Source organism: Saccharopolyspora sp. NPDC003752, from assembly GCF_053605825.1.
Genome location: NZ_JBSGJZ010000021.1, coordinates 94437 through 113915, shown reverse-complemented (window position 1 = coordinate 113915; position 19479 = coordinate 94437). Strand labels below are relative to the sequence as shown.

Genomic DNA, 19479 nt, shown 5'->3' with positions numbered 1-19479 from the left:
CGACCCGATCCGGATGTTCGGAAGCGGATACCCAGGCACAACGAACCGGCGCTACGAGTGCGCCGATGTTCCACTGTACGCGCCGCCGATCGGGCGCTCCACATCGGGGCAGCTCAACGCCGCCCTGGTCACTCCGCGCAACATTGATGTCACGCTGCACGACTGCACCAATGCGACGGGTTGCGTGGGCGCTCCGAGCCTCACTACGTTCGATCACGCTCGACACCGGGGTCGAGGCCGACACCGTGGGACAACCGAGGAGAAGCGTGACGCCCCAGCAGGACCAGCAGATCGGCAAGGTCGGGCAGAACTCGACCAGCAAGCTGGACGAGTACCGGACCTTCTTCCAGACCGCGGTGCGCAACCCCAGGATGGTCGGGGCGGCGACTCCGACGTCCGCCGCCGTCGCCGCCACGGTGGCCCAGGTGGTGCCGACCACCGGCACCCCGGTCGTGGTCGAGCTCGGCCCCGGGACCGGCTCGTTGAGCGACGGCATCCACCGCCGGCTGCCCACGGGCGCCCGGCACGTCGGCATCGAGCTCGGCGAAGGCATGGTCGAGCACCTGCGGGCCCACAAGCCGTGGATGGAGATCGTGCACGGCGACGCGAGCGACCTGCTCGCGCTGCTCGACAAGCACAACATCGACCGCGTCGACGCCGTCATCAGCAGCATCCCGTGGTCGCTGCTGCCGAGCGACGCGCAGAACCACATCCTGCGCCAGGCCGCCGAGGCGCTCGCCCCGCAGGGCGCGTTCACGGCGCTGACCTACCTGCCCGCCGACCAGACGCCGGGCGGCCGCCGCTTCCGCGCCCGCCTGGCGCAGACGTTCGACGAGATCATCACCCACACCACCTGGCGGAACATCCCGCCGATCCTGCACTACATCTGCCGCCGGCCGCTGCGCTGAGACCCTGACCGGGGGTGGCTCGGGTCTCGTCCGGGGCAACCCCGGAGGCCGCCGGGCACGACGGGGGCGCAGGCTTTGCGCATGAGCGAGAGCACCCCCGCAACGCGACTTCGTGAAAACGCCCTGCCACGCGCTGCGACCCGCGGACGGCAGCGGGACGCTGCGATGGAAGCACCAGCTACCACCGCCGCGTTCGGCGAACGGGCAGGAGCAGCCGTGAGCAAGCGAAAGAAGCTGCGCGAGTACTGGACGTTCGTGAGCCGCGCGGTCCGCCGGCCGTCGACGTTCGGCGCCGTGCTGCCGACCTCCCGGCACGTCGCGGCCGCGGTGGCCACCGTGGTGCCCAGCTTCGGCACGCCGACGGTGCTGGAGCTCGGCCCGGGCACCGGTGCGCTCAGCAGCCCCATCCAGCACCGGCTGTCCGAGGGCGCGCGGCACCTCGCGGTCGAGATCGACCAGGAGATGGTCCGCTACCTGCACCGCACCAAGCCCTGGCTGGAAGTCATCGCGGGCGACGTGACGCACCTGCGCGAGCTGCTGGACGCCGCCGGGGTCGACCGGGTCGACGCGGTCATCAGCAGCATCCCGTGGACCCTTCTGCCGCCGGACAAGCAGCGCGAACTGCTGGAGCAGGCGGTCTCGGTGCTGGCGCCGGGCGGGGTGTTCACCACCGTCACCTACCTGACGACGCTGTGGCGACCGTCCACCCGCGAGTTCGTGTCGGCGCTGGAGGACACCTTCGACGAGGTGCTGCCGCGCACCGCGATCTGGCGGAACGTGCCCCCGGCCCGCGTCTACGCCTGCCGCCGGCCGAAGTGACGGCGCCCGACCCGGCGCAATTTCCATTGAAATCAGACATTCGATTTCCATTGAGCGTTTTTCATCCTGGTCGGCCCGCAACCGCGGCCCGCGAAGCCGTACGTAGGTGCCGCATGCGCCGCAGGCGCATAGCCCACCTACGACACCCGCACCGCCGCGGGTTCTCAGAGGCTTCCTGGCGAGGACGGCCCTGACGCCGTGTATTGGACATACATAAGTCAGGGCACCCACAGACCAGGGAGCCTCTGAGGTTCCGCCACCCGCACCGCCACGCAGAACGAGGTTGGAAAAACCTCATTGAAATCGAACAAGTTGTCCACAACCTGCGGCGTGTCGTGGCCCGACACGCCGCAGGACCGCAAGTTCCATTGAAATCGAACCTTCGATTTCAATGGAACTTGCGTCGGGACCCGATCAGTCCTCGGCGGCGGTGAGGACCCAGGGGCCGTCTTCGGTGATCGCCACCGTGTGCTCCCAATGCGCCGCGCGGGAGCCGTCGTCGGTCACGACCGTCCAGGCGTCGTCGAGCTCCTCGGTCTCCGCCGAGCCCAGCGTGAGCATCGGCTCCACCGCGATCGCCATGCCGACCCGCAGCTTCGGGCCGCGCCCGGGCTTGCCGAGGTTCGGCAGGAACGGCTCCATGTGCATCTGGGTGCCGATGCCGTGCCCGCCGTACTCCGCGATGATCCCGTACTCCAGGCCGTCGGCCTTCGCGGCCGCGCGGGCCGCGGTCTCCACCGCGTGGGAGATGTCGGTGAGCCGGTTCCCGGCCCGGACCTGCTCGATACCTGCCCACATGCTGGCCTCGGTGGCCGCGGACAGGGCTCGGTCCTGCGCGCTGACCTCGCCGATCGCCAGCGTCACCGCGGAGTCGCCGTGCCAGCCGTCCAGGATCGCGCCGCAGTCCACCGACAGCAGGTCGCCCTCGGCGAGGACCTCGCTGCGGGACGGGATGCCGTGCACGACCTTCTCGTTCAGCGATGCGCAGATCGACGCCGGGAACCCGTGGTAGCCCTTGAACGACGGCACCGCGCCGGCGTCCCGGATCACCTGCTCCGCGACGGCGTCCAGCTCACCGGTGGTCGCACCGGGCTTCGCGCGCTCGGTCACCGCGGCCAGCGCGCGGGCGACGATCAGGCCGGCGGCGCGCATCGCCTCGATCTCGCCCCGCGACTTGAGCTCGATGCCCTTACCCCGACGCAACAAGGCACTCACCTTCAGGATTCTTTCTCGGATTGCGGTTCCGGCCGGCCGCCGCTGCGACCGGCCTACCGGCTCAAGCGCGGTTGCGCAGCGCTTCCAGCGCGCGGGCCGTGATCTCCTCGATCGAGCCGACGGCGTCGATCTTGACGATCCGGTCGCTGTAGAACTCCAGCAGCGGCTCGGTCTCCGACCGGTAGACCGCCAGCCGGCGCCGGATGATGTCCTCGGTGTCGTCCGCGCGCCCGCGAGCGAGCATGCGCGTGACGAGCTCTTCCTCCGGCACGTCGAACTGCAGCACCGCGGTCAGCTCCGTGCCGCGCTCGCGCAGCATCTCGGCCAGCACCTCGGCCTGCGTGGTGGTGCGCGGGTAGCCGTCGAGCAGGAAGCCCTTGGCCGCGTCCTCGTCGGAAAGGCGGTCGCGCACCATCTCGTTGGTGACCTCGTCCGGGACCAGGTCGCCGGTGTCCAGGTAGCTCTTGGCCTTCTGGCCGAGCGGAGTGGCGTTGCCGATGTTCGCGCGGAACAGATCTCCGGTGGAGATGTGCGGGACGTCCAGCTGCTCGCTGAGCACGGCTGCCTGGGTGCCCTTGCCCGCACCGGGCGGGCCGACGAGAACCAATCGCACCAAGGGTCTGCCTCCGAATCAATCCGATCGCGCGCCAACTGCTGACGAGCTCCGCGGGCGCCCACCTGCATCGGGGCAGCCGCGCTCACACCCTACGCATGGGGCGACGCACCAGGTCGCCCCACCCGCAACGGGGGTATCCGGGCATGCGTCGACGCGCGCCCGGACCGTCCAGCCTACCGGAGGAAACCCTCGTACTTGCGCTGCGTGAGCTGGCTCTCGATTTGCTTCACGGTGTCCAGACCGACGTTGACCATGATCAGCACCGCGGTGCCGCCGAACGGGAAGTTCTGGTTCCCGCCCTGGCCACCGGTGATGCCGAGGAAGAAGTTCGGCAGGATCGCGATGACGCCCAGGTACAGCGAGCCGGGCAGCGTGATCCGGGACAGCACGAAGCTCAGGTACTCGGCGGTCGGCCGACCGGGCCGGATGCCCGGGATGAAGCCGCCGAACTTCTTCATGTCGTCCGCGCGCTCTTCGGGGTTGAACGTGATCGACACGTAGAAGTACGCGAAGAAGATGATCAGCGACATGTACAGCAGGATGTGCACCCAGCTGGACGGCGACACGATGTAGGTCTGGATGAACCGCGCCCACCAGGTGTCCTGATTGCCGGCGAGCTGGCCGAGCAGCTGCGGCAGGTACAGCAGCGAGGAACCGAAGATGACCGGGATGACACCGGCCTGGTTCACCTTCAGCGGCAGGTACGTGGAGGTCCCGCCGTACATCCGGCGGCCGATCATGCGCTTGGCGTACTGCACCGGGATCCGGCGCTGGGCCTGCTCGATGAAGACCACGGTCGCGATGATCACGATGGCGAAGGCGCAGACCACGGCGAACACCAGGCCGCCGTGCGACTGCAGGATCGCGCCGCCCTCGGCCGGGATCCGCGAAGCGATCGAGACGAAGATCAGCAGCGACATGCCGTTGCCGATGCCGCGCTCGGTGATCAGCTCGCCCATCCACATCAGCACCGCGGCGCCGGCGGTCATGACGACCACGATGGTGATCAGGTTGAGCACCGAGTCGTCCGGGATGACCGACGTCGAGCAGCCCTGGAACAGCTGGCCGCGGACCGCGAGCGCCACGATGCCGGTGCCCTGCAGGATCGCCAGCGCGATCGTCAGGTACCGCGTGTACTGGGTCAGCTTCGACTGGCCGGACTGGCCTTCCTTCTTCAGCTGCTCGAAGCGCGGGATGACCACCTGCAGCAGCTGGATGATGATGCTCGCGGTGATGTAGGGCATGATGCCCAGCGACAGCACCGACAGCTGCAGCAGCGCACCGCCGCTGAACAGGTTGAGCAGCGAGTAAACGCTCTGCGAACCGCTGCCCTGGATCTCCTCGATGCACTGCTGGATGTTCGGGTACGACACCCCGGGGGCGGGGATCGTGGCACCGAGCCGGTAGAGCACGACCATGCCCAGGGTGAACAGGATCTTGCGGCGCAGGTCCGGCGTCGCCAGAGCCGAGCGGAAGGCGCCGAGCACGCGAACCTCCTGTACGCGAGCCGGTCGGAACCGGCCGGGAAAGATGCGGCAATTTCCGCAGCACCCGATGTTTACGGCACTGCCGGGGCGACTCTAGCAGGCCCGAACGCGGCCACGGACGGCGACCGAAGCCTCACTGCTGATCACGGCGTCAGCCATTGGCGAACAAAGACATTCACAATTTCCCCGAAAACCGGGAAAACCACGTGGCAGCGTTCCCGGAATCCGCGAAATCGGCGGCGTCGCAAAGCAATTCGAGGGGCCCGCAAGTCCGAGTTGTCCGATCGGGGACGCCCCGCGCACTTCACCTGATCGGGAAAAAGGCCGAGGGCCGGGCGACTTGTCGTCGCCCGGCCCTCGGCTGGGTTAACCGTTGTCAGCGGTCCAGCTTGGTGACCGAACCACCCGCAGCGGTGATCTTCTCCTGGGCGCTGCCGGTGAACGCGTGCGCGGTCACCTCCAGCTTGATGCCCTCCAGATCCCCGTCGCCGAGGATCTTCACGAGCTCGTTCTTCTTGACGAGACCCTTGGCGATCAGCTCGTCGATGCCGACGGTGCCGCCCTCCGGGAACGCCTGGACGAGCCGACCGATGTTCACACCCTGGTACTCGGTGCGGAAGCGGTTCTTGAAGCCCTTCAGCTTCGGGAGCCGCATGTGGATCGGCATCTGCCCACCCTCGAAGCGAGGGGAGACGTTCTTGCGAGCCTTGGTGCCCTTGGTACCGCGGCCCGCGGTCTTGCCCTTGGAGCCCTCACCGCGACCGACGCGGATCTTGTCGCGCTTGGCGCCGGGGGCCGGACGCAGGTCGTGCAGTTTGATGACCATGTCAGTCGACCTCCTCGACCGTCACCAGGTGACGGACGGCGTTGATCATGCCGCGCACGTTGGAGTCATCCGGACGCACCACGGACTGACGGATCTTGCGCAGCCCGAGGGTGCGCATGGTGTCGCGCTGGTTCTGCTTGGTGCCGACCAGACCACGCACCTGGGTGATCTTCAGCTGTGCCATGTCGATCAGGCCCCCTGCTGCGCCGCACGGGCCCGCATGATGAACGCCGGCGCGACGTCCTCGAGCGGCAGGCCGCGACGAGCCGCGACCTCCTCCGGGCGCTGCAGCATCTTCAGCGCGGCGACCGTGGCGTGCACGATGTTGATCGGGTTGTCGCTGCCCAGCGACTTGCTCAGCACGTCGTGGACACCGGCGCACTCCAGCACCGCACGCACCGGGCCACCGGCGATGACACCGGTACCAGCGCTGGCCGGACGCAGCAGCACGACGCCGGCGGCGTCCTCGCCCTGCACCGGGTGGGTGATGGTGCCGCCCAGGCGCGGGACGCGGAAGAAGTTCTTCTTCGCCTCCTCGACGCCCTTGGCGATGGCCGCCGGAACTTCCTTGGCCTTGCCGTAACCGACACCGACCATGCCGTCGCCGTCGCCGACGACGACCAGCGCGGTGAAGCTGAACCGCCGGCCACCCTTGACGACCTTCGCGACGCGGTTGATGGTCACGACGCGTTCGAACTGCGGGGTCTTCTCTTGGGCCGCCCCGCCACGGCCGCCGTCGCGGCGGTCCCGGCGGTCCTTGCCGCCGGACTCCCCGCCCTCACGCCGAGTGCGTCCAGGCATCAGGCGTCCCTTCCGTTCTCGTTCTTAGCCACTTGTCAGAACTCCAGTCCGCCGTCACGGGCGGCGTCGGCCAGCGCGGCCACGCGACCGTGGTAGGCGTTACCGCCGCGGTCGAACACGACCTTGTCGATGCCGGCGTCCTTGGCACGGGCGGCGACGAGCTCGCCGACCTTCGTGGCCTTGGCCTTCTTGTCGCCCTCGAAGGCCTGGACATCGGCTTCCAGGCTGGTAGCCGAGACCAGGGTGTGGCCCTTGGTGTCGTCGATGACCTGCGCGACGATGTTGCGCAGCGAGCGGGTCACGACGAGGCGCGGGCGCTCGGCGGTGCCGACGATCTTCTTGCGGATGCGCGTGTGCCGCTTGGCACGGGCAAGCCGACGCTTGGTCGAGATGTCCTTGCCCACCGGCTTGCGCTTGGTAGCTGTCGTCTCGCTCATGGTCACTTACCCGTCTTCCCGACCTTGCGGCGGATGATCTCCCCTGCGTAGCGGACACCCTTGCCCTTGTACGGGTCGGGCTTGCGCAGCTTGCGAATCCTGGCCGCGATCTCGCCGACCAGCTGCTTGTCGATGCCCTTGACCGAGAGCTTGGTCGGGCCGTCGACCGCGAACTGGATGCCTTCCGGCGGTTCGATCACGATGGGGTGGCTGTAGCCGAGGGCGAACTCGAGGTTCGACCCCTTCTGCATCACGCGGTAACCGACGCCGTGGATCTCCAGGTTCTTCTGGTATCCCTGGCTGACGCCGATCACCATGTTGTTCACCAACGTGCGGGTGAGCCCGTGCAGCGAACGGCTTTCCCGCTCGTCGTTGGGGCGCTTCACCAGCACCGCGCCGTCCTCGTCCTTCTCGACGATGATCGGCTCGGCAACCTGGTGGTGCAGGCTGCCCTTGGGGCCCTTGACCGTCACCGCCGGGCCGTCGATGGTCACCTCGACGCCGGAGGGGACGGTGATCGGCAGCTTTCCGATGCGCGACATAGCCGCTCCTCCTCCCTTACCAGACGTAGGCGAGGACTTCCCCGCCCACGCCCTTCTTCATGGCCTGCCGGTCGGTCAGCAGACCGCCGGAGGTCGAGATGATCGCGACGCCCAGGCCACCCAGCACCTTCGGCAGGTTGGTGGACTTGGCGTAGACCCGCAGGCCGGGCTTGGAGACCCGGCGCAGGCCCGCGATGCTCCGCTCGCGGTTCGGGCCGTACTTGAGCTCGACGACGAGCTGCTTGCAGTTCTCGCCCTCTTCGACGCGCGAGCCGGACACGTAGCCCTCGCGCTTGAGGATCTCGGCGATGTTCGCCTTCAGCTTGGAGTGCGGCATCACGACCTCGTCGTGGTATGCCGAGTTTCCGTTGCGCAGACGCGTCAGCATGTCTGCGATCGGATCGGTCATCGTCATGACCTGCTCAACCTTTCTCGTCTGGTTCCGATGGGCCCCGATCGCGCACCACCCTGAGGTGGACGTCTGGGCCCTGGCCTGGACGAAGTTCGGGGTTTCCCGGCCGAGCAGCCGGTTCCCTTGTCAATTCGCGTGCAAGCACGGCATTCGCCGCGGAGCGTGGGCATCAGCCCTGGTAGCGCCTGCTGAGGGTACCGGCAATCGGTATCACCCCAGCAGGCGGGCAGTCACCAGGAGGACTTGCTCACACCGGGCAGCTCGCCGGCGTGCGCCATCTCGCGGAAGCACACGCGGCACAGGCCGAACTTGCGGAACACCGCACGCGGACGACCGCAGCGCTGGCAGCGGGTGTAGCCGCGGACGTTGAACTTCGGCTTGCGCGCCGCCTTGATAACCAGCGCCTTCTTGGCCATCGCTCAGTTCTCCTTGAACGGGAAGCCCAGGTGCTTCAGCAGCGCCCGACCCTCCTCATTGTTGGTGGCCGTGGTAACGACGGTGATGTCCATGCCACGCGGGCGGTCGATGTTGTCCGGGTTGATCTCGTGGAACATCGACTGCTCGTTGAGGCCGAACGTGTAGTTGCCCTTGCCGTCGAACTGCTTCGGCGACAGCCCGCGGAAGTCGCGGATTCGCGGCAGCGCGATGGTGACCAGGCGGTCCAGGAACTCCCACATCCGGTCGCCGCGCAGGGTGACCCGCGCACCGATCGGCATGCCCTCGCGGAGCTTGAACTGCGCGATGGACTTCCGGGCCTTGCGGATCTCCGGCTTCTGGCCGGTGATGATCGACAGGTCGCGGACCGCGCCCTCGATCAGCTTGCTGTCCCGAGCGGCGTCGCCAACACCCATGTTGACCACGACCTTGACCACGCCCGGCGTCTGCATCACGTTGGAGTAGTTGAACTCCTCGTTCAGCGCCTGGCGGATCTCCTCGCGGTAACGGGTCTTCAGCCGCGGGACGATCTTCTCAGCGGTAGTCATGATCAGATGTCCTTACCGTTACGACGAGAGATGCGAACCTTCTTGCCGTCCTCACCGATGCGGTAGCCGACCCGGGTGGGCTTGCCGTCGGAGTCCACGACCATCACGTTGCTCACGTGGATCGGTGCTTCCTGGGTGACGATGCCGCCGGACTGCGCGCCACGCTCGGTCCGCGAGACCTTGGTGTGCTTCTTGATCCGGTTGACACCCTCGACCAGGACGCGCTGCTCCTGCGGGATGGCCTTGATGACCTTGCCCTTGGCGCCCTTGTCCTTGCCGGAGATGACGACGACCGTGTCGCCCTTCTTGATCTTCATCACAAAACCTCCGGCGCGAGCGAGATGATCTTCATGAACTTCTTGTCGCGCAGCTCGCGGGCGACCGGACCGAAGATACGGGTGCCCCGCGGCTCACCACCGGGCTTGACCAGCACCGCGGCGTTCTCGTCGAAACGGATGTAGGAACCATCCGCACGACGCTTTTCCTTCTTCTGCCGGACGATGACGGCCTTGACCACATCGCCCTTCTTCACACCGGCACCGGGGATGGCTTCCTTGACGGTCGCCACGATGATGTCCCCGAGGCCCGCGTACCGGCGACCCGACCCACCGAGGACACGGATCGTGAGGATCTCCTTGGCCCCGGTGTTGTCGGCGACACGCAGTCGCGACTCCTGCTGGATCACGTCTTTCTCCTGACCCTAAGTACCCGGACCTGGCCCGGGCACACTCTGGCGCGCCAAATTTCCGACCTGACGCGCGCGGTCAACTTCCGGCACGAGAACGGCCGGCCGCTGGGAGGGTTCCCGGCGGCCGGCCGGCCGCACACCTTCGTTTACTTGGCCTTCTCGAGGATCTCGACCAGTCGCCAGCGCTTGCTGGCCGACAGCGGACGAGTCTCCATCAGCAGCACGCGGTCGCCGACACCGGCCGTGTTGGCCTCGTCGTGCGCCTTGACCTTGCTGGTCTGCCGCATGACCTTGCCGTAGAGCGCGTGCTTCTTGCGGTCTTCGAGGGAGACCACGATCGTCTTGTCCATCTTGTCCGAGACGACGTAGCCCTCGCGCACCTTGCGACGGTTGCGCTCCACGCCCTGTCCTTTCTCGCTCATGCCGCGCCCTCCTCAGCGCCTTCGGGGGAAACCGTCAGGCCCAGTTCGCGTTCACGCATGATCGTGTAGATCCGGGCGATGTCCTGCCGGACCGTGCGCAGCCGCCGGTTGTTGCTCAGCTGACCGGTGGCCATCTGGAAGCGGAGGTTGAACAGCTCCTCCTTGGCTTCCTTCAGCCGCTGCACGAGCTCCTCGGCGTTGAGTTCGCGGAGCTCGGATGCGGTGACACCCGCTGCCATCAGAAGTCACCACCCTCGCGGGACACGATCTTGCACTTCATCGGGAGCTTGTGCGCCGCACGGGTCAGCGCCTCGATCGCCGTCTTCTCGTTCGGGAAGGTCAGCTCGAACATGATGCGTCCGGGCTTGACGTTGGCGACCCAGGCCTCCGGCGAACCCTTACCGGAACCCTGACGGGTTTCGGCGGGCTTCTTGGTCAGCGGGCGGTCCGGGAAGATGTTGATCCACACCTTGCCACCACGCTTGACGTGCCGGGTGATCGCGATACGAGCCGACTCGATCTGACGGTTGGTCACGTAGCCGTGCTCGACCGCCTGAATGCCGTACTCACCGAAGCTGATCCGGGTACCACCCTTGGCCATGCCCTTGCGCTTCGGGGCGTGGCTCTTGCGCCACTTCACCCTGCGTGGGACGAGCACGTCTCAGCCCTCCGTCTTCTCTTCAGCCGCAGCAGCCTGCGGCTGCTCGCCCTCCGCGGCCTTCTCGGCCTTGGCGGACTTGTCAGCTGCAGCGCGGTCCGCGCCACCGGCACCCCGGCGACGGCCACCGCGGTCCGGACGGCCACCGCGGTCACCGCGGTCACCGCCGCCGCGCGGCGGACGGACCTCGGACTCCTGCTGCTTCTGCTTCAGGCCACCGACCAGCTCGCCCTTGTAGATCCACACCTTGACGCCGATGCGCCCGAAGGTGGTGCGGGCCTCGAAGAAGCCGTAGTCGATGTCCGCGCGCAGCGTGTGCAGCGGAACCCGGCCCTCGCGGTAGAACTCCGAGCGGGACATCTCCGCGCCGCCCAGGCGACCCGAGCACTGCACCCGGATGCCCTTGACCTGCGACGAGCGCATGGCCGACTGAATGGCCTTGCGCATCGCGCGCCGGAAGGACACGCGGTTGGACAGCTGCTCGGCCACGCCCTGCGCGACCAGCTGGGCGTCCGCCTCGGGGTTCTTGACCTCGAGGATGTTGAGCTGGACCTGCTTGCCGGTCAGCTTCTCCAGCGAACCGCGGATGCGGTCCGCCTCGGCACCGCGGCGGCCGATGACGATGCCCGGCCGAGCGGTGTGAATGTCCACGCGGACCCGCTCGCGGGTGCGCTCGATCTCAACCTTCGAGATCCCAGCGCGCTCCATGCCGCGAGACAGCTGCCGGCGGATCTTGACGTCCTCCGCGACGTACTCCGAGTACTGCTTGTCGGCGTACCAGCGAGACTTCCAGTCCGTGGTGATGCCGAGTCGGAAGCCGTGCGGGTTGATCTTCTGACCCACTACCGGGCACTCCCCTTCTGGCTCTTTCGGGACTTGGTCGCCGCCTTCGGCCGAGACTCGACCTCGACCGTGATGTGGCTGGTCCGCTTGCGGATCCGGTACGCACGACCCTGCGCGCGCGGCCGGAACCGCTTCAACGTCGGGCCCTCGTCCACGTACGCGTGGCGCACGACCAGCGTCTCGGGGTCGAGGGAGAGGTTGTTCTCAGCGTTGGCGATCGCACTGGCGAGCACCTTCGACACCGGACCGCTGGCGGTCTGCGGCGCGAACTGGAGCACGGCCAGGGCATCGGCGGCACTCCGGCCCTTGATGAGCTCGACCACGCGGCGCGCCTTCATCGGCGACACGCGGACGAACCGGGCCCGCGCCACTGCGTGCGGGAACTCCGCAGCAGTGTCGTCGGAACGGGCTGTCATCCTGCTACCCCTTGCTCTTACTCGTTCGTGTCACAGCCCCGGCTCAGCGGCGGCGCGACTTCCGGTCGTCCTTGACGTGGCCCTTGAAAGTACGGGTCGGGGCGAACTCGCCCAGCTTGTGCCCGACCATCGACTCGGTGACGAACACCGGGATGTGCTTGCGGCCGTCGTGCACCGCGAAGGTGTGGCCCAGCATGTCCGGGATGATCGTCGACCGGCGGGACCAGGTCTTGATCACGGTCTTCTTGCCCGACTCGTTAAGCGCGTCCACCTTCTTGAGCAGGTGGTCGTCCACGAACGGGCCCTTCTTCAGGCTGCGTGGCATGTTTGCTTACCTCCCTGCTCAGCGCTTCTTGCCGGTACGGCGACGGCGGACGATGAGCTTGTCACTGGGCTTGCGGCGGCGGGTGCGACCCTCCGGCTTGCCCTTCGGGTTGACCGGGTGACGACCACCGGAGGTCTTGCCCTCACCACCACCGTGCGGGTGGTCCACCGGGTTCATGACGACACCGCGGACGGTCGGGCGCTTGCCCTTCCACCGCATGCGGCCGGCCTTGCCCCAGTTGATGTTGGCGTGCTCGGAGTTGCCGACCTCGCCGACGGTGGCCCGGCACCGCGCGTCCACGTTGCGGATTTCGCCCGAGGGCATCCGCAGCTGGGCGTACGGGCCGTCCTTGGCCACCAGCTGCACCCGGGCACCGGCCGAGCGAGCGATCTTCGCGCCCTGTCCGGGACGGAGCTCGATCGCGTGGATCACGGTGCCGGTCGGGATGTTGCGCAGCGGCAGGTTGTTACCCGGCTTGATGTCCGCACGCGCACCGCTCTCGATCGCGTCGCCCTGCTTGATGTTGTTCGGCGCGATGATGTAGCGCTTCTCGCCATCGGCGTAGTGCAGGAGCGCGATCCGAGCACTGCGGTTCGGGTCGTACTCGATGTGCGCGACCTTGGCCGGCACACCGTCCTTGTCGTTGCGGCGGAAGTCGATCACGCGGTAAGCCCGCTTGTGACCGCCACCCTTGTGCCGCGTCGTGATCTTGCCCTGAGCGTTGCGGCCCGCCTTCTTGTTCAGCGGACGCACCAACGACTTCTCCGGCTCCGACCGGGTGATCTCGGCGAAGTCGGACACGCTCGCGCCACGACGGCCCGGCGTCGTCGGCTTGTACTTGCGAATGCCCATTGTTAACGCAACCTCGTCCTAATCAGCACCGGTCAGGCGGCCGGTCCGCCGAAGATCTCGATCGGCTTGCTCTCCGGCGACAGGGTGACGATCGCCCGCTTGGTGTCCTTGCGCTTGCCGAACCCGGTGCGGGAACGCTTGCGCTTGCCGTTGCGGTTGATCGTGTTGACGCTGGTGACCTTGACGTCGAAGATCTTCTCGATCGCGATCTTGATCTCGGTCTTGTTCGAGCGCGGGTCCACCAGGAAGGTGTACTGGCTCTGCTCGAGCAACCCGTAGCTCTTCTCGGAGATCACCGGCGCAAGGATGATGTCTCGCGGGTCGGCGCTCACTGCTCTGCCTCCTCTGCGGAAGACGCGGCGGCCTTGACCGACCGGCCCTTGACCGGGCCCGCGACGAAGCGCTCGTACGCGGCCTTGGTGAACACGACGTCGTCGCTGTTGAGCACGTCGTAGGTGTTCAGCTGACCCGGGTCGATCAGGTGCACGTTCTGCAGGTTCCGCAGGCTCAACCAGGAGTTCTCCTCCTCGTGGCGGTTGAGCACGATCAGAACCTTCTTGGCCTCGGTCCAGTTCCGCAGCGCGGTCTTGGCGGACTTGGTGGACGGCGTCTCGCCGCCGACCACGCCGGTGACCACGTGCAGCTGGCCGGCGCGAACCCGGTCGGAGAGGGCACCGCGCAGGGCGGCGACCTTCATCTTCTTCGGGGTCCGCTGCGAGTAGTCCCGCGGCTGCGGCCCGTGAACGATGCCACCACCGGTGAACTGCGGGGCCCGGATGGAGCCCTGCCGGGCGTTGCCGGTGCCCTTCTGGCGGTACGGCTTCTTGCCGCCGCCGGACACCATGCCACGCGTCTTCGTGGAGTGCGTGCCCTGGCGCGCGGCGGCCAGCTGGGCCACCACGACCTGGTGCATCAGCGCCACGTTGGCCTGCACGTCGAAGATCTCGGCGGGCAGTTCGACGGTGCCGTCGGTCTTACCGTCCGGGGTACGGACATCGAGCGTCAGGCTCATCACGCACCACCCTTCGCGGGACTCTTAACCAGGACCAGGCCGCCCTTGGGGCCGGGGACGGCACCCTTGATCAGCAGCAGGCCGGTCTCGGACTCCACCTTGTGGACCTTCAGGTTCTGCGTGGTGACGCGGTCGGAACCCATCCGCCCGGCCATCCGCATGCCCTTGAACACGCGACCGGGGGTGGCGCAGCCACCGATGGAACCCGGCTTGCGGTGCACGGCCTGGGTACCGTGGCTGGCGCCCTGGCTGCGGAAACCGTGCCGCTTGATGGTGCCCGCGAAGCCCTTGCCCTTGCTGGTGCCGACGACGTCGACAACCGCGCCCGCCTCGAAGACGTCCGCGCCGAGCTCCTGGCCCAGCTCGTACTCACCGGCGTCGGCGGTGCGCAGCTCCACGACGTGGCGGCGCGGGGTGACGCCGGCCTTGGCGAAGTGGCCGCTCCGCGGCTTGTTCACCTTGCGCGGGTCGATGGCGCCGAACGCCAGCTGCACGGCCGCGTAGCCGTCCTTTTCGGGGGTCCGAATCTGGGTCACCACGTTCGGCCCGGCCTGGACGACGGTCACCGGGACAATCCGGTTCTGGTCGTCGAAGACCTGGGTCATGCCGAGCTTGGTGCCCAGAATCCCCTTGATCTGCCTGTCAGACATAGGTCTCGTTCTCTCCAGCTACCTCGTCGCCGCGCTTACTGGATGTTCACGTCGACGCTGGCCGGCAGGTCGATGCGCATCAGCGCGTCAACCGTCTTCGGCGTCGGTTCGAGGATGTCGATGAGCCGCTTGTGCGTCCGCATCTCGAAGTGCTCCCGCGAGTCCTTGTACTTGTGCGGGGAGCGGATGACGCAGTAGACGTTCTTCTCCGTGGGCAGCGGCACCGGCCCAACGACCCGAGCGCCGGTGCGCGTCACGGTCTCGACGATCTTGCGTGCGGACGCGTCGATCGCCTCGTGGTCGTAGGCCTTGAGCCGGATGCGGATCTTCTGTCCCGCCATAGTGGCTTGCCGTTCCTCTAGTCTCGTGCCGCGGTTTCGTCTTGGGTGCGGGTGCACCGCACCCTCGCGGGCGGTGGTGCCCCACGCGGCCTCGGCCTTGCGACATCCCGATGTCGGGAGGCGCCACAGCTCTCAGTCCGCCCCTGTTCAGGTATCTGGTGCCCGGTACACGCGGTCGGGCGTGTCGCCCGGCTACCGCATACCGGTCCCCTCGAACGTCGCCGATGGGGTGGGCCTTGCGGCCCGTACACCTTCTTGTGCCCTGTTCGGCTCGCCACCCGCGAACCGGCGGCACCAGCACCGCCTGAGAACAGCCGGTGAACCAGAACAAGGGCGCGAGGCCCTCGCAGCAAAGCGGCCGTTGCTTCGAACCTTCTCGATTTCGATCAGTTCAAAACCCGGCCGCCCTGAACGAGCAACCCATACAGGATGACACACCCGTTTATCCAGCCCAAACCGGGGGTGGCATTACGGGAGAACTGTTGCCGGGCTCACCTCGCCCGGGCGGTCCCGTGGCGGGATCCCGGACACCGGTGGTCGGGGCCGAGCGGCCTCGCCGCCCCGAAGACGAAACTTCGGCAGGTTTGTCACCTGAAAAGCAAGAGGGCCCGCTCCCGAAGAACGGGAGCGGGCCCTCGCCACGTCACTTGTTGATCTTGGTGACGCGACCGGCGCCGACGGTGCGGCCACCCTCGCGGATCGCGAAGCGCAGACCCTCGTCCATCGCGATGGGCTGGATCAGCTGGACCGACATCTCGGTGTTGTCGCCCGGCATGACCATCTCGGTGCCCTCGGGGAGGGTCACCACGCCGGTCACGTCGGTGGTCCGGAAGTAGAACTGCGGACGGTAGTTGTTGAAGAACGGCGTGTGCCGGCCACCCTCGTCCTTGGACAGGATGTACACCTGAGCCTCGAACTCGGTGTGCGGGGTGGTGGTGCCGGGCTTCACGACGACCATGCCGCGCTCGACCTCTTCGCGCTTGACACCGCGGATCAGCAGACCGACGTTGTCACCCGCCTGGCCCTCGTCGAGCAGCTTGCGGAACATCTCGACACCGGTGACGGTGGTCTTGATCGGCTTCTCCTTGATACCGACCATCTCCACCTCCTCGTTCACCTTGACCACACCGCGCTCGATGCGGCCGGTGACCACGGTGCCGCGGCCGGTGATGGAGAAGACGTCCTCGATCGGCATCAGGAACGGCTTCTCGATCTCGCGAACCGGGTCCGGGACGTTCTCGTCCACGGCGTCCATCAGCTCGACGATCTTGGCGCCCCACTCGGCGTCGCCCTCCAGCGCCTTCAGCGCGGAAACGCGGACGACCGGCACGTCGTCACCCGGGAACTCCTGGGCCGACAGCAGCTCGCGGACCTCCATCTCGACGAGCTCGAGGATTTCCTCGTCGTCGACCATGTCGGACTTGTTCAGCGCGACCAGGATGTAGGGAACGCCGACCTGGCGGGCCAGCAGCACGTGCTCGCGGGTCTGCGGCATCGGGCCGTCGGTGGCCGCGACCACCAGGATCGCGCCGTCCATCTGCGCGGCACCGGTGATCATGTTCTTCACGTAGTCGGCGTGACCCGGGGCGTCCACGTGGGCGTAGTGGCGCTTCTCGGTCTGGTACTCGACGTGCGCGATCTGAATGGTGATACCGCGCTCGCGCTCCTCCGGCGCCTTGTCGATCTCGTCGAACGGCGTGAAGGGGTTCAGGTCCGGGTACTTGTCGTGCAGAACCTTGGTGATGGCCGCGGTGAGCGTGGTCTTGCCGTGGTCAACGTGACCGATGGTCCCGATGTTGACGTGCGGCTTGTCCCTCTCGAACTTCGCCTTAGCCACTGGATTGTCCTCCTGGACTTGTTAACTTTCCGCCGTACGACTTGTTGTGCCAGGCGGAGTCCTGTCGGGTAGGTGACGGGTGGGCCCCCGATCCCGGAAGAACACCGTCCTTGCGGGATGGCGGCCCGTCCGCCGCCGAACTGGAGGGGATTGCTCCCCGGTCGCCTTCGCGAGGCGTTTGCCTCGTGCCCGGTCCCGGCTCAGCCGCGACCGGGCACCGGGTCACTCGCCCGTTGCCTTGGCGATGATCTCCTTCGCCACGTTCGCCGGAACCTCGGCGTAGGAGTCGAACACCATCGAGTAGTTGGCACGACCCTGGGTCTTCGACCGCAGGTCGCCGACATACCCGAACATCTCCGACAGCGGCACGAGGGCCTTGACGACGCGGGTACCGCTGCGCTCCTCCATGGCCTGGATCTGACCACGGCGGGAGTTCAGGTCGCCGATGACATCGCCCATGTAGTCCTCGGGCGTGGTCACCTCGACCGCCATCATGGGCTCGAGCAGCGCCGGGGAGGCCTTGGCGGCGGCTTCCTTCAGCGCCATCGAACCGGCGACCTTGAAGGCCATTTCCGAGGAGTCGACCTCGTGGTACTGGCCGTCGAGCAAGGTCACCTTCACGCCGACCAGCGGGTAGCCGGCCAGCACGCCGTACTGCATCGCGTCCTGCGCGCCCTGGTCCACCGACGGGATGTACTCGCGCGGGATGCGCCCACCGGTGACCTTGTTCTCGAACTCGTAGGTCGCGCTCTCCGACGTCTGCTCGATCGGCGACAGGCCGATGATCACGCGCGCGAACTGACCGGAACCACCGGTCTGCTTCTTGTGCGTGTACTCGTACTTGTCGATCGACTTGCGGATCGTCTCGCGGTAGGCCACCTGCGGCTTGCCGATGTTGGCCTCGACCTTGAAGTCGGTCTTCATCCGGTTGACGAGCACCTCGAGGTGCAGCTCGCCCATGCCCTTGATGATGGTCTGACCGGTCTCCTCGTCCAGCTTGACCTGGAACGTGGGGTCTTCCTCGGCGAGCTTCTGGATCGCCGTGGAGAGCTTCTCCTGGTCGGCCTTCGTCTTGGGCTCGATGGCCACCTCGATGACCGGAGCCGGGAAGGTCATCGACTCCAGCACGATCGGGTTCGCCGGGTCGCACAGGGTGTCACCGGTCGTGGTGTCCTTGAGCCCGATCACCGCGTAGATGTGACCGGCCTGGATCTCGTCGACCGGGTTCTCCTTGTTGGAGTGCATCTGGAACATCTTCCCGATGCGCTCCTTGCGCTCCTTGGTCGAGTTGATGACCTGGGTGCCCGCGGCGACCTTGCCCGAGTAGACCCGGACGTAGGTCAGCTTGCCGAAGAACGGGTGCACCGCGATCTTCGAGACCAGCGCGGCGAACGGCTCGTCCGTGCTCGGCTTGCGCTCGGCCGGGGTGACGCCGTCGGGCAGCAGACCCTGCACCGGCGGGACGTCCAGCGGCGACGGCAGGTAGTCCACCACCGCGTCCAGCATCGGCTGGACACCCTTGTTCTTGAACGCGGTACCGCACAGGACCGGGAAGGCCTCGCGGCTGTTGGTCAGCTTGCGGATGCCGGACTTGATCTGCTCTTCGGTCAGCTCCTCGCCACCGAAGTAGGCCTCCATCAGGGCCTCGTCGGACTCCGCGACGGCCTCGACCAGCTTCTCGCGGTACTCCGCGGCCTTCTCGGCGAGGTCGGCCGGGATGTCCTCGACCTCGTAGTCCTCGCCCTTCTTGACCTCGCCGCGCCAGGTCAGCGCCTTCATGCGGACAAGGTCGACGACGCCCTGGAAGTCCGACTCGGCGCCGATCGGCAGCTGCAGCACCAGCGGCCGGGCGTGGAGGCGTTCCTCGATCGTCCGAACCGTGAAGTAGAAGTCCGCACCCAGCTTGTCCATCTTGTTGACGAAGCAGATGCGCGGAACGTCGTACTTGTCCGCCTGACGCCAGACCTGCTCGGACTGCGGTTCGACACCTTCCTTACCGTCGAACACCGCGACCGCGCCGTCCAGGACGCGCAGCGACCGCTCCACCTCGACCGTGAAGTCGACGTGGCCCGGGGTGTCGATGATGTTGATCTGGGTGTCGCCCCAGAAGGTCGTGGTAGCAGCCGAGGTAATGGTGATACCCCGCTTCTGCTCCTCTTCCATCCAGTCCATCGTCGCGGCGCCGTCGTGCACCTCGCCGATCTTGTACGTGATCCCCGTGTAGTAGAGGATCCGCTCGGTCGTGGTGGTCTTGCCCGCGTCGATGTGGGCCATGATGCCGATGTTGCGGACCTTGGTCAGGTCTGTCAGCACGTCGCGTGCCACGAGTTTCTTCCCCGTTCCCTACAGCAGGTGCAAGCTGTCGAATCGGTGCGCCGAGGCGGGCAAG

The 19479-nt window shown here is 67.1% G+C and carries 28 protein-coding genes; 2 read left to right on the top strand and 26 right to left on the bottom strand.

The annotated features are described in order from the left end of the window. Positions 1-266 precede the first annotated feature (266 nt). Both ACWEV3_RS25730 and ACWEV3_RS25725 read left to right on the top strand, forming a co-directional pair. On the top strand, positions 267-908 hold the full coding sequence (locus ACWEV3_RS25730) for a class I SAM-dependent methyltransferase (RefSeq protein WP_452616351.1): 642 nt from the start codon (positions 267-269) through the stop codon (positions 906-908). A gap of 216 nt (positions 909-1124) precedes the next feature. Further along, positions 1125-1727: a class I SAM-dependent methyltransferase gene (locus ACWEV3_RS25725; protein WP_452616350.1), complete on the top strand. Its 603-nt coding sequence runs from the start codon at positions 1125-1127 to the stop codon at positions 1725-1727. 414 nt (positions 1728-2141) lie between these two features. Here ACWEV3_RS25725 and map read toward each other — a convergent pair whose 3' ends face one another. From map to fusA, 26 genes are all read right to left on the bottom strand, one after another. Further along, the gene (gene map, locus ACWEV3_RS25720; protein ID WP_452616382.1) at positions 2142-2933 is read right to left on the bottom strand and encodes a type I methionyl aminopeptidase; all 792 of its coding nucleotides are present in this window, start codon (positions 2931-2933) and stop codon (positions 2142-2144) included. Between the two features lie 70 nt (positions 2934-3003). Beyond that, entirely contained in the window at positions 3004-3558 is a 555-nt protein-coding gene (locus ACWEV3_RS25715; RefSeq protein ID WP_358574957.1) for an adenylate kinase, read from the bottom strand. A 173-nt stretch (positions 3559-3731) separates the two neighbouring features. Then, a complete protein-coding gene (secY, locus tag ACWEV3_RS25710; protein ID WP_093265624.1) occupies positions 3732-5045 on the bottom strand; it encodes a preprotein translocase subunit SecY in 1314 nt (437 codons plus the stop codon). A 376-nt stretch (positions 5046-5421) separates the two neighbouring features. Continuing rightward, the gene (rplO, locus tag ACWEV3_RS25705; RefSeq protein WP_452616349.1) at positions 5422-5871 is read right to left on the bottom strand and encodes a 50S ribosomal protein L15; all 450 of its coding nucleotides are present in this window, start codon (positions 5869-5871) and stop codon (positions 5422-5424) included. A 1-nt stretch (position 5872) separates the two neighbouring features. After that, positions 5873-6055: a 50S ribosomal protein L30 gene (gene rpmD / locus ACWEV3_RS25700; RefSeq protein ID WP_132493029.1), complete on the bottom strand. Its 183-nt coding sequence runs from the start codon at positions 6053-6055 to the stop codon at positions 5873-5875. 5 nt (positions 6056-6060) lie between these two features. Beyond that, the gene (gene rpsE, locus ACWEV3_RS25695; RefSeq protein ID WP_132493030.1) at positions 6061-6672 is read right to left on the bottom strand and encodes a 30S ribosomal protein S5; all 612 of its coding nucleotides are present in this window, start codon (positions 6670-6672) and stop codon (positions 6061-6063) included. A gap of 35 nt (positions 6673-6707) precedes the next feature. After that, positions 6708-7109: a 50S ribosomal protein L18 gene (gene rplR / locus ACWEV3_RS25690; protein ID WP_235884041.1), complete on the bottom strand. Its 402-nt coding sequence runs from the start codon at positions 7107-7109 to the stop codon at positions 6708-6710. A gap of 2 nt (positions 7110-7111) precedes the next feature. After that, on the bottom strand, positions 7112-7651 hold the full coding sequence (gene rplF, locus ACWEV3_RS25685) for a 50S ribosomal protein L6 (protein WP_093265631.1): 540 nt from the start codon (positions 7649-7651) through the stop codon (positions 7112-7114). Between the two features lie 16 nt (positions 7652-7667). Further along, positions 7668-8066 carry a 30S ribosomal protein S8 gene (gene rpsH, locus ACWEV3_RS25680; RefSeq protein ID WP_010315396.1) on the bottom strand — a complete coding sequence of 133 codons (399 nt, stop codon included), beginning with the start codon at positions 8064-8066 and terminating at the stop codon, positions 7668-7670. 227 nt (positions 8067-8293) lie between these two features. Further along, positions 8294-8479 (bottom strand): type Z 30S ribosomal protein S14, encoded by a 186-nt coding sequence (locus ACWEV3_RS25675; RefSeq protein WP_010315398.1) that lies wholly within the window; start codon positions 8477-8479, stop codon positions 8294-8296. Positions 8480-8482: 3 nt separating this feature from the next. Beyond that, a complete protein-coding gene (gene rplE / locus ACWEV3_RS25670; protein ID WP_010315400.1) occupies positions 8483-9046 on the bottom strand; it encodes a 50S ribosomal protein L5 in 564 nt (187 codons plus the stop codon). Positions 9047-9048: 2 nt separating this feature from the next. Then, entirely contained in the window at positions 9049-9363 is a 315-nt protein-coding gene (gene rplX, locus ACWEV3_RS25665; RefSeq protein WP_132493033.1) for a 50S ribosomal protein L24, read from the bottom strand. Further along, positions 9363-9731, bottom strand: coding sequence for a 50S ribosomal protein L14 (rplN, locus tag ACWEV3_RS25660; RefSeq protein WP_010315405.1), 369 nt, complete (start codon positions 9729-9731; stop codon positions 9363-9365). Before rplN ends, rplX begins: the two co-directional genes overlap by 1 nt. A 149-nt stretch (positions 9732-9880) precedes the next feature. After that, the gene (gene rpsQ / locus ACWEV3_RS25655; RefSeq protein ID WP_132493034.1) at positions 9881-10156 is read right to left on the bottom strand and encodes a 30S ribosomal protein S17; all 276 of its coding nucleotides are present in this window, start codon (positions 10154-10156) and stop codon (positions 9881-9883) included. After that, entirely contained in the window at positions 10153-10395 is a 243-nt protein-coding gene (gene rpmC / locus ACWEV3_RS25650) for a 50S ribosomal protein L29 (protein WP_093265636.1), read from the bottom strand. Before rpmC ends, rpsQ begins: the two co-directional genes overlap by 4 nt. Continuing rightward, positions 10395-10814, bottom strand: a complete 420-nt coding sequence (rplP, locus tag ACWEV3_RS25645) for a 50S ribosomal protein L16 (protein ID WP_132493035.1) — start codon at positions 10812-10814, stop codon at positions 10395-10397. Before rplP ends, rpmC begins: the two co-directional genes overlap by 1 nt. Before the next feature lie 3 nt (positions 10815-10817). Beyond that, the gene (rpsC, locus tag ACWEV3_RS25640; RefSeq protein WP_358388962.1) at positions 10818-11657 is read right to left on the bottom strand and encodes a 30S ribosomal protein S3; all 840 of its coding nucleotides are present in this window, start codon (positions 11655-11657) and stop codon (positions 10818-10820) included. Next, on the bottom strand, positions 11657-12073 hold the full coding sequence (gene rplV / locus ACWEV3_RS25635) for a 50S ribosomal protein L22 (RefSeq protein ID WP_093265641.1): 417 nt from the start codon (positions 12071-12073) through the stop codon (positions 11657-11659). The genes rpsC and rplV overlap by 1 nt, the downstream gene beginning before the upstream one ends. Positions 12074-12116: 43 nt before the next feature. Beyond that, positions 12117-12398, bottom strand: a complete 282-nt coding sequence (gene rpsS / locus ACWEV3_RS25630) for a 30S ribosomal protein S19 (RefSeq protein WP_184476345.1) — start codon at positions 12396-12398, stop codon at positions 12117-12119. Positions 12399-12416: 18 nt separating this feature from the next. After that, positions 12417-13250, bottom strand: coding sequence for a 50S ribosomal protein L2 (gene rplB, locus ACWEV3_RS25625; protein WP_093265644.1), 834 nt, complete (start codon positions 13248-13250; stop codon positions 12417-12419). A 32-nt stretch (positions 13251-13282) separates the two neighbouring features. Then, positions 13283-13582 (bottom strand): 50S ribosomal protein L23, encoded by a 300-nt coding sequence (rplW, locus tag ACWEV3_RS25620; protein ID WP_132493037.1) that lies wholly within the window; start codon positions 13580-13582, stop codon positions 13283-13285. Then, positions 13579-14262: a 50S ribosomal protein L4 gene (gene rplD / locus ACWEV3_RS25615; RefSeq protein ID WP_132493038.1), complete on the bottom strand. Its 684-nt coding sequence runs from the start codon at positions 14260-14262 to the stop codon at positions 13579-13581. The genes rplW and rplD overlap by 4 nt, the downstream gene beginning before the upstream one ends. Next, positions 14262-14912, bottom strand: coding sequence for a 50S ribosomal protein L3 (gene rplC / locus ACWEV3_RS25610; protein WP_093265649.1), 651 nt, complete (start codon positions 14910-14912; stop codon positions 14262-14264). The genes rplD and rplC overlap by 1 nt, the downstream gene beginning before the upstream one ends. 35 nt (positions 14913-14947) lie before the next feature. Beyond that, positions 14948-15253, bottom strand: a complete 306-nt coding sequence (rpsJ, locus tag ACWEV3_RS25605) for a 30S ribosomal protein S10 (RefSeq protein ID WP_009948626.1) — start codon at positions 15251-15253, stop codon at positions 14948-14950. 643 nt (positions 15254-15896) lie between these two features. Next, positions 15897-17090 (bottom strand): elongation factor Tu, encoded by a 1194-nt coding sequence (gene tuf, locus ACWEV3_RS25600; protein ID WP_093265650.1) that lies wholly within the window; start codon positions 17088-17090, stop codon positions 15897-15899. A 222-nt stretch (positions 17091-17312) separates the two neighbouring features. Then, complete coding sequence (gene fusA, locus ACWEV3_RS25595) at positions 17313-19415, bottom strand: elongation factor G (protein WP_452616348.1); 2103 nt, start codon at positions 19413-19415, stop codon at positions 17313-17315. Between the last annotated feature and the right edge of the window lie 64 nt (positions 19416-19479).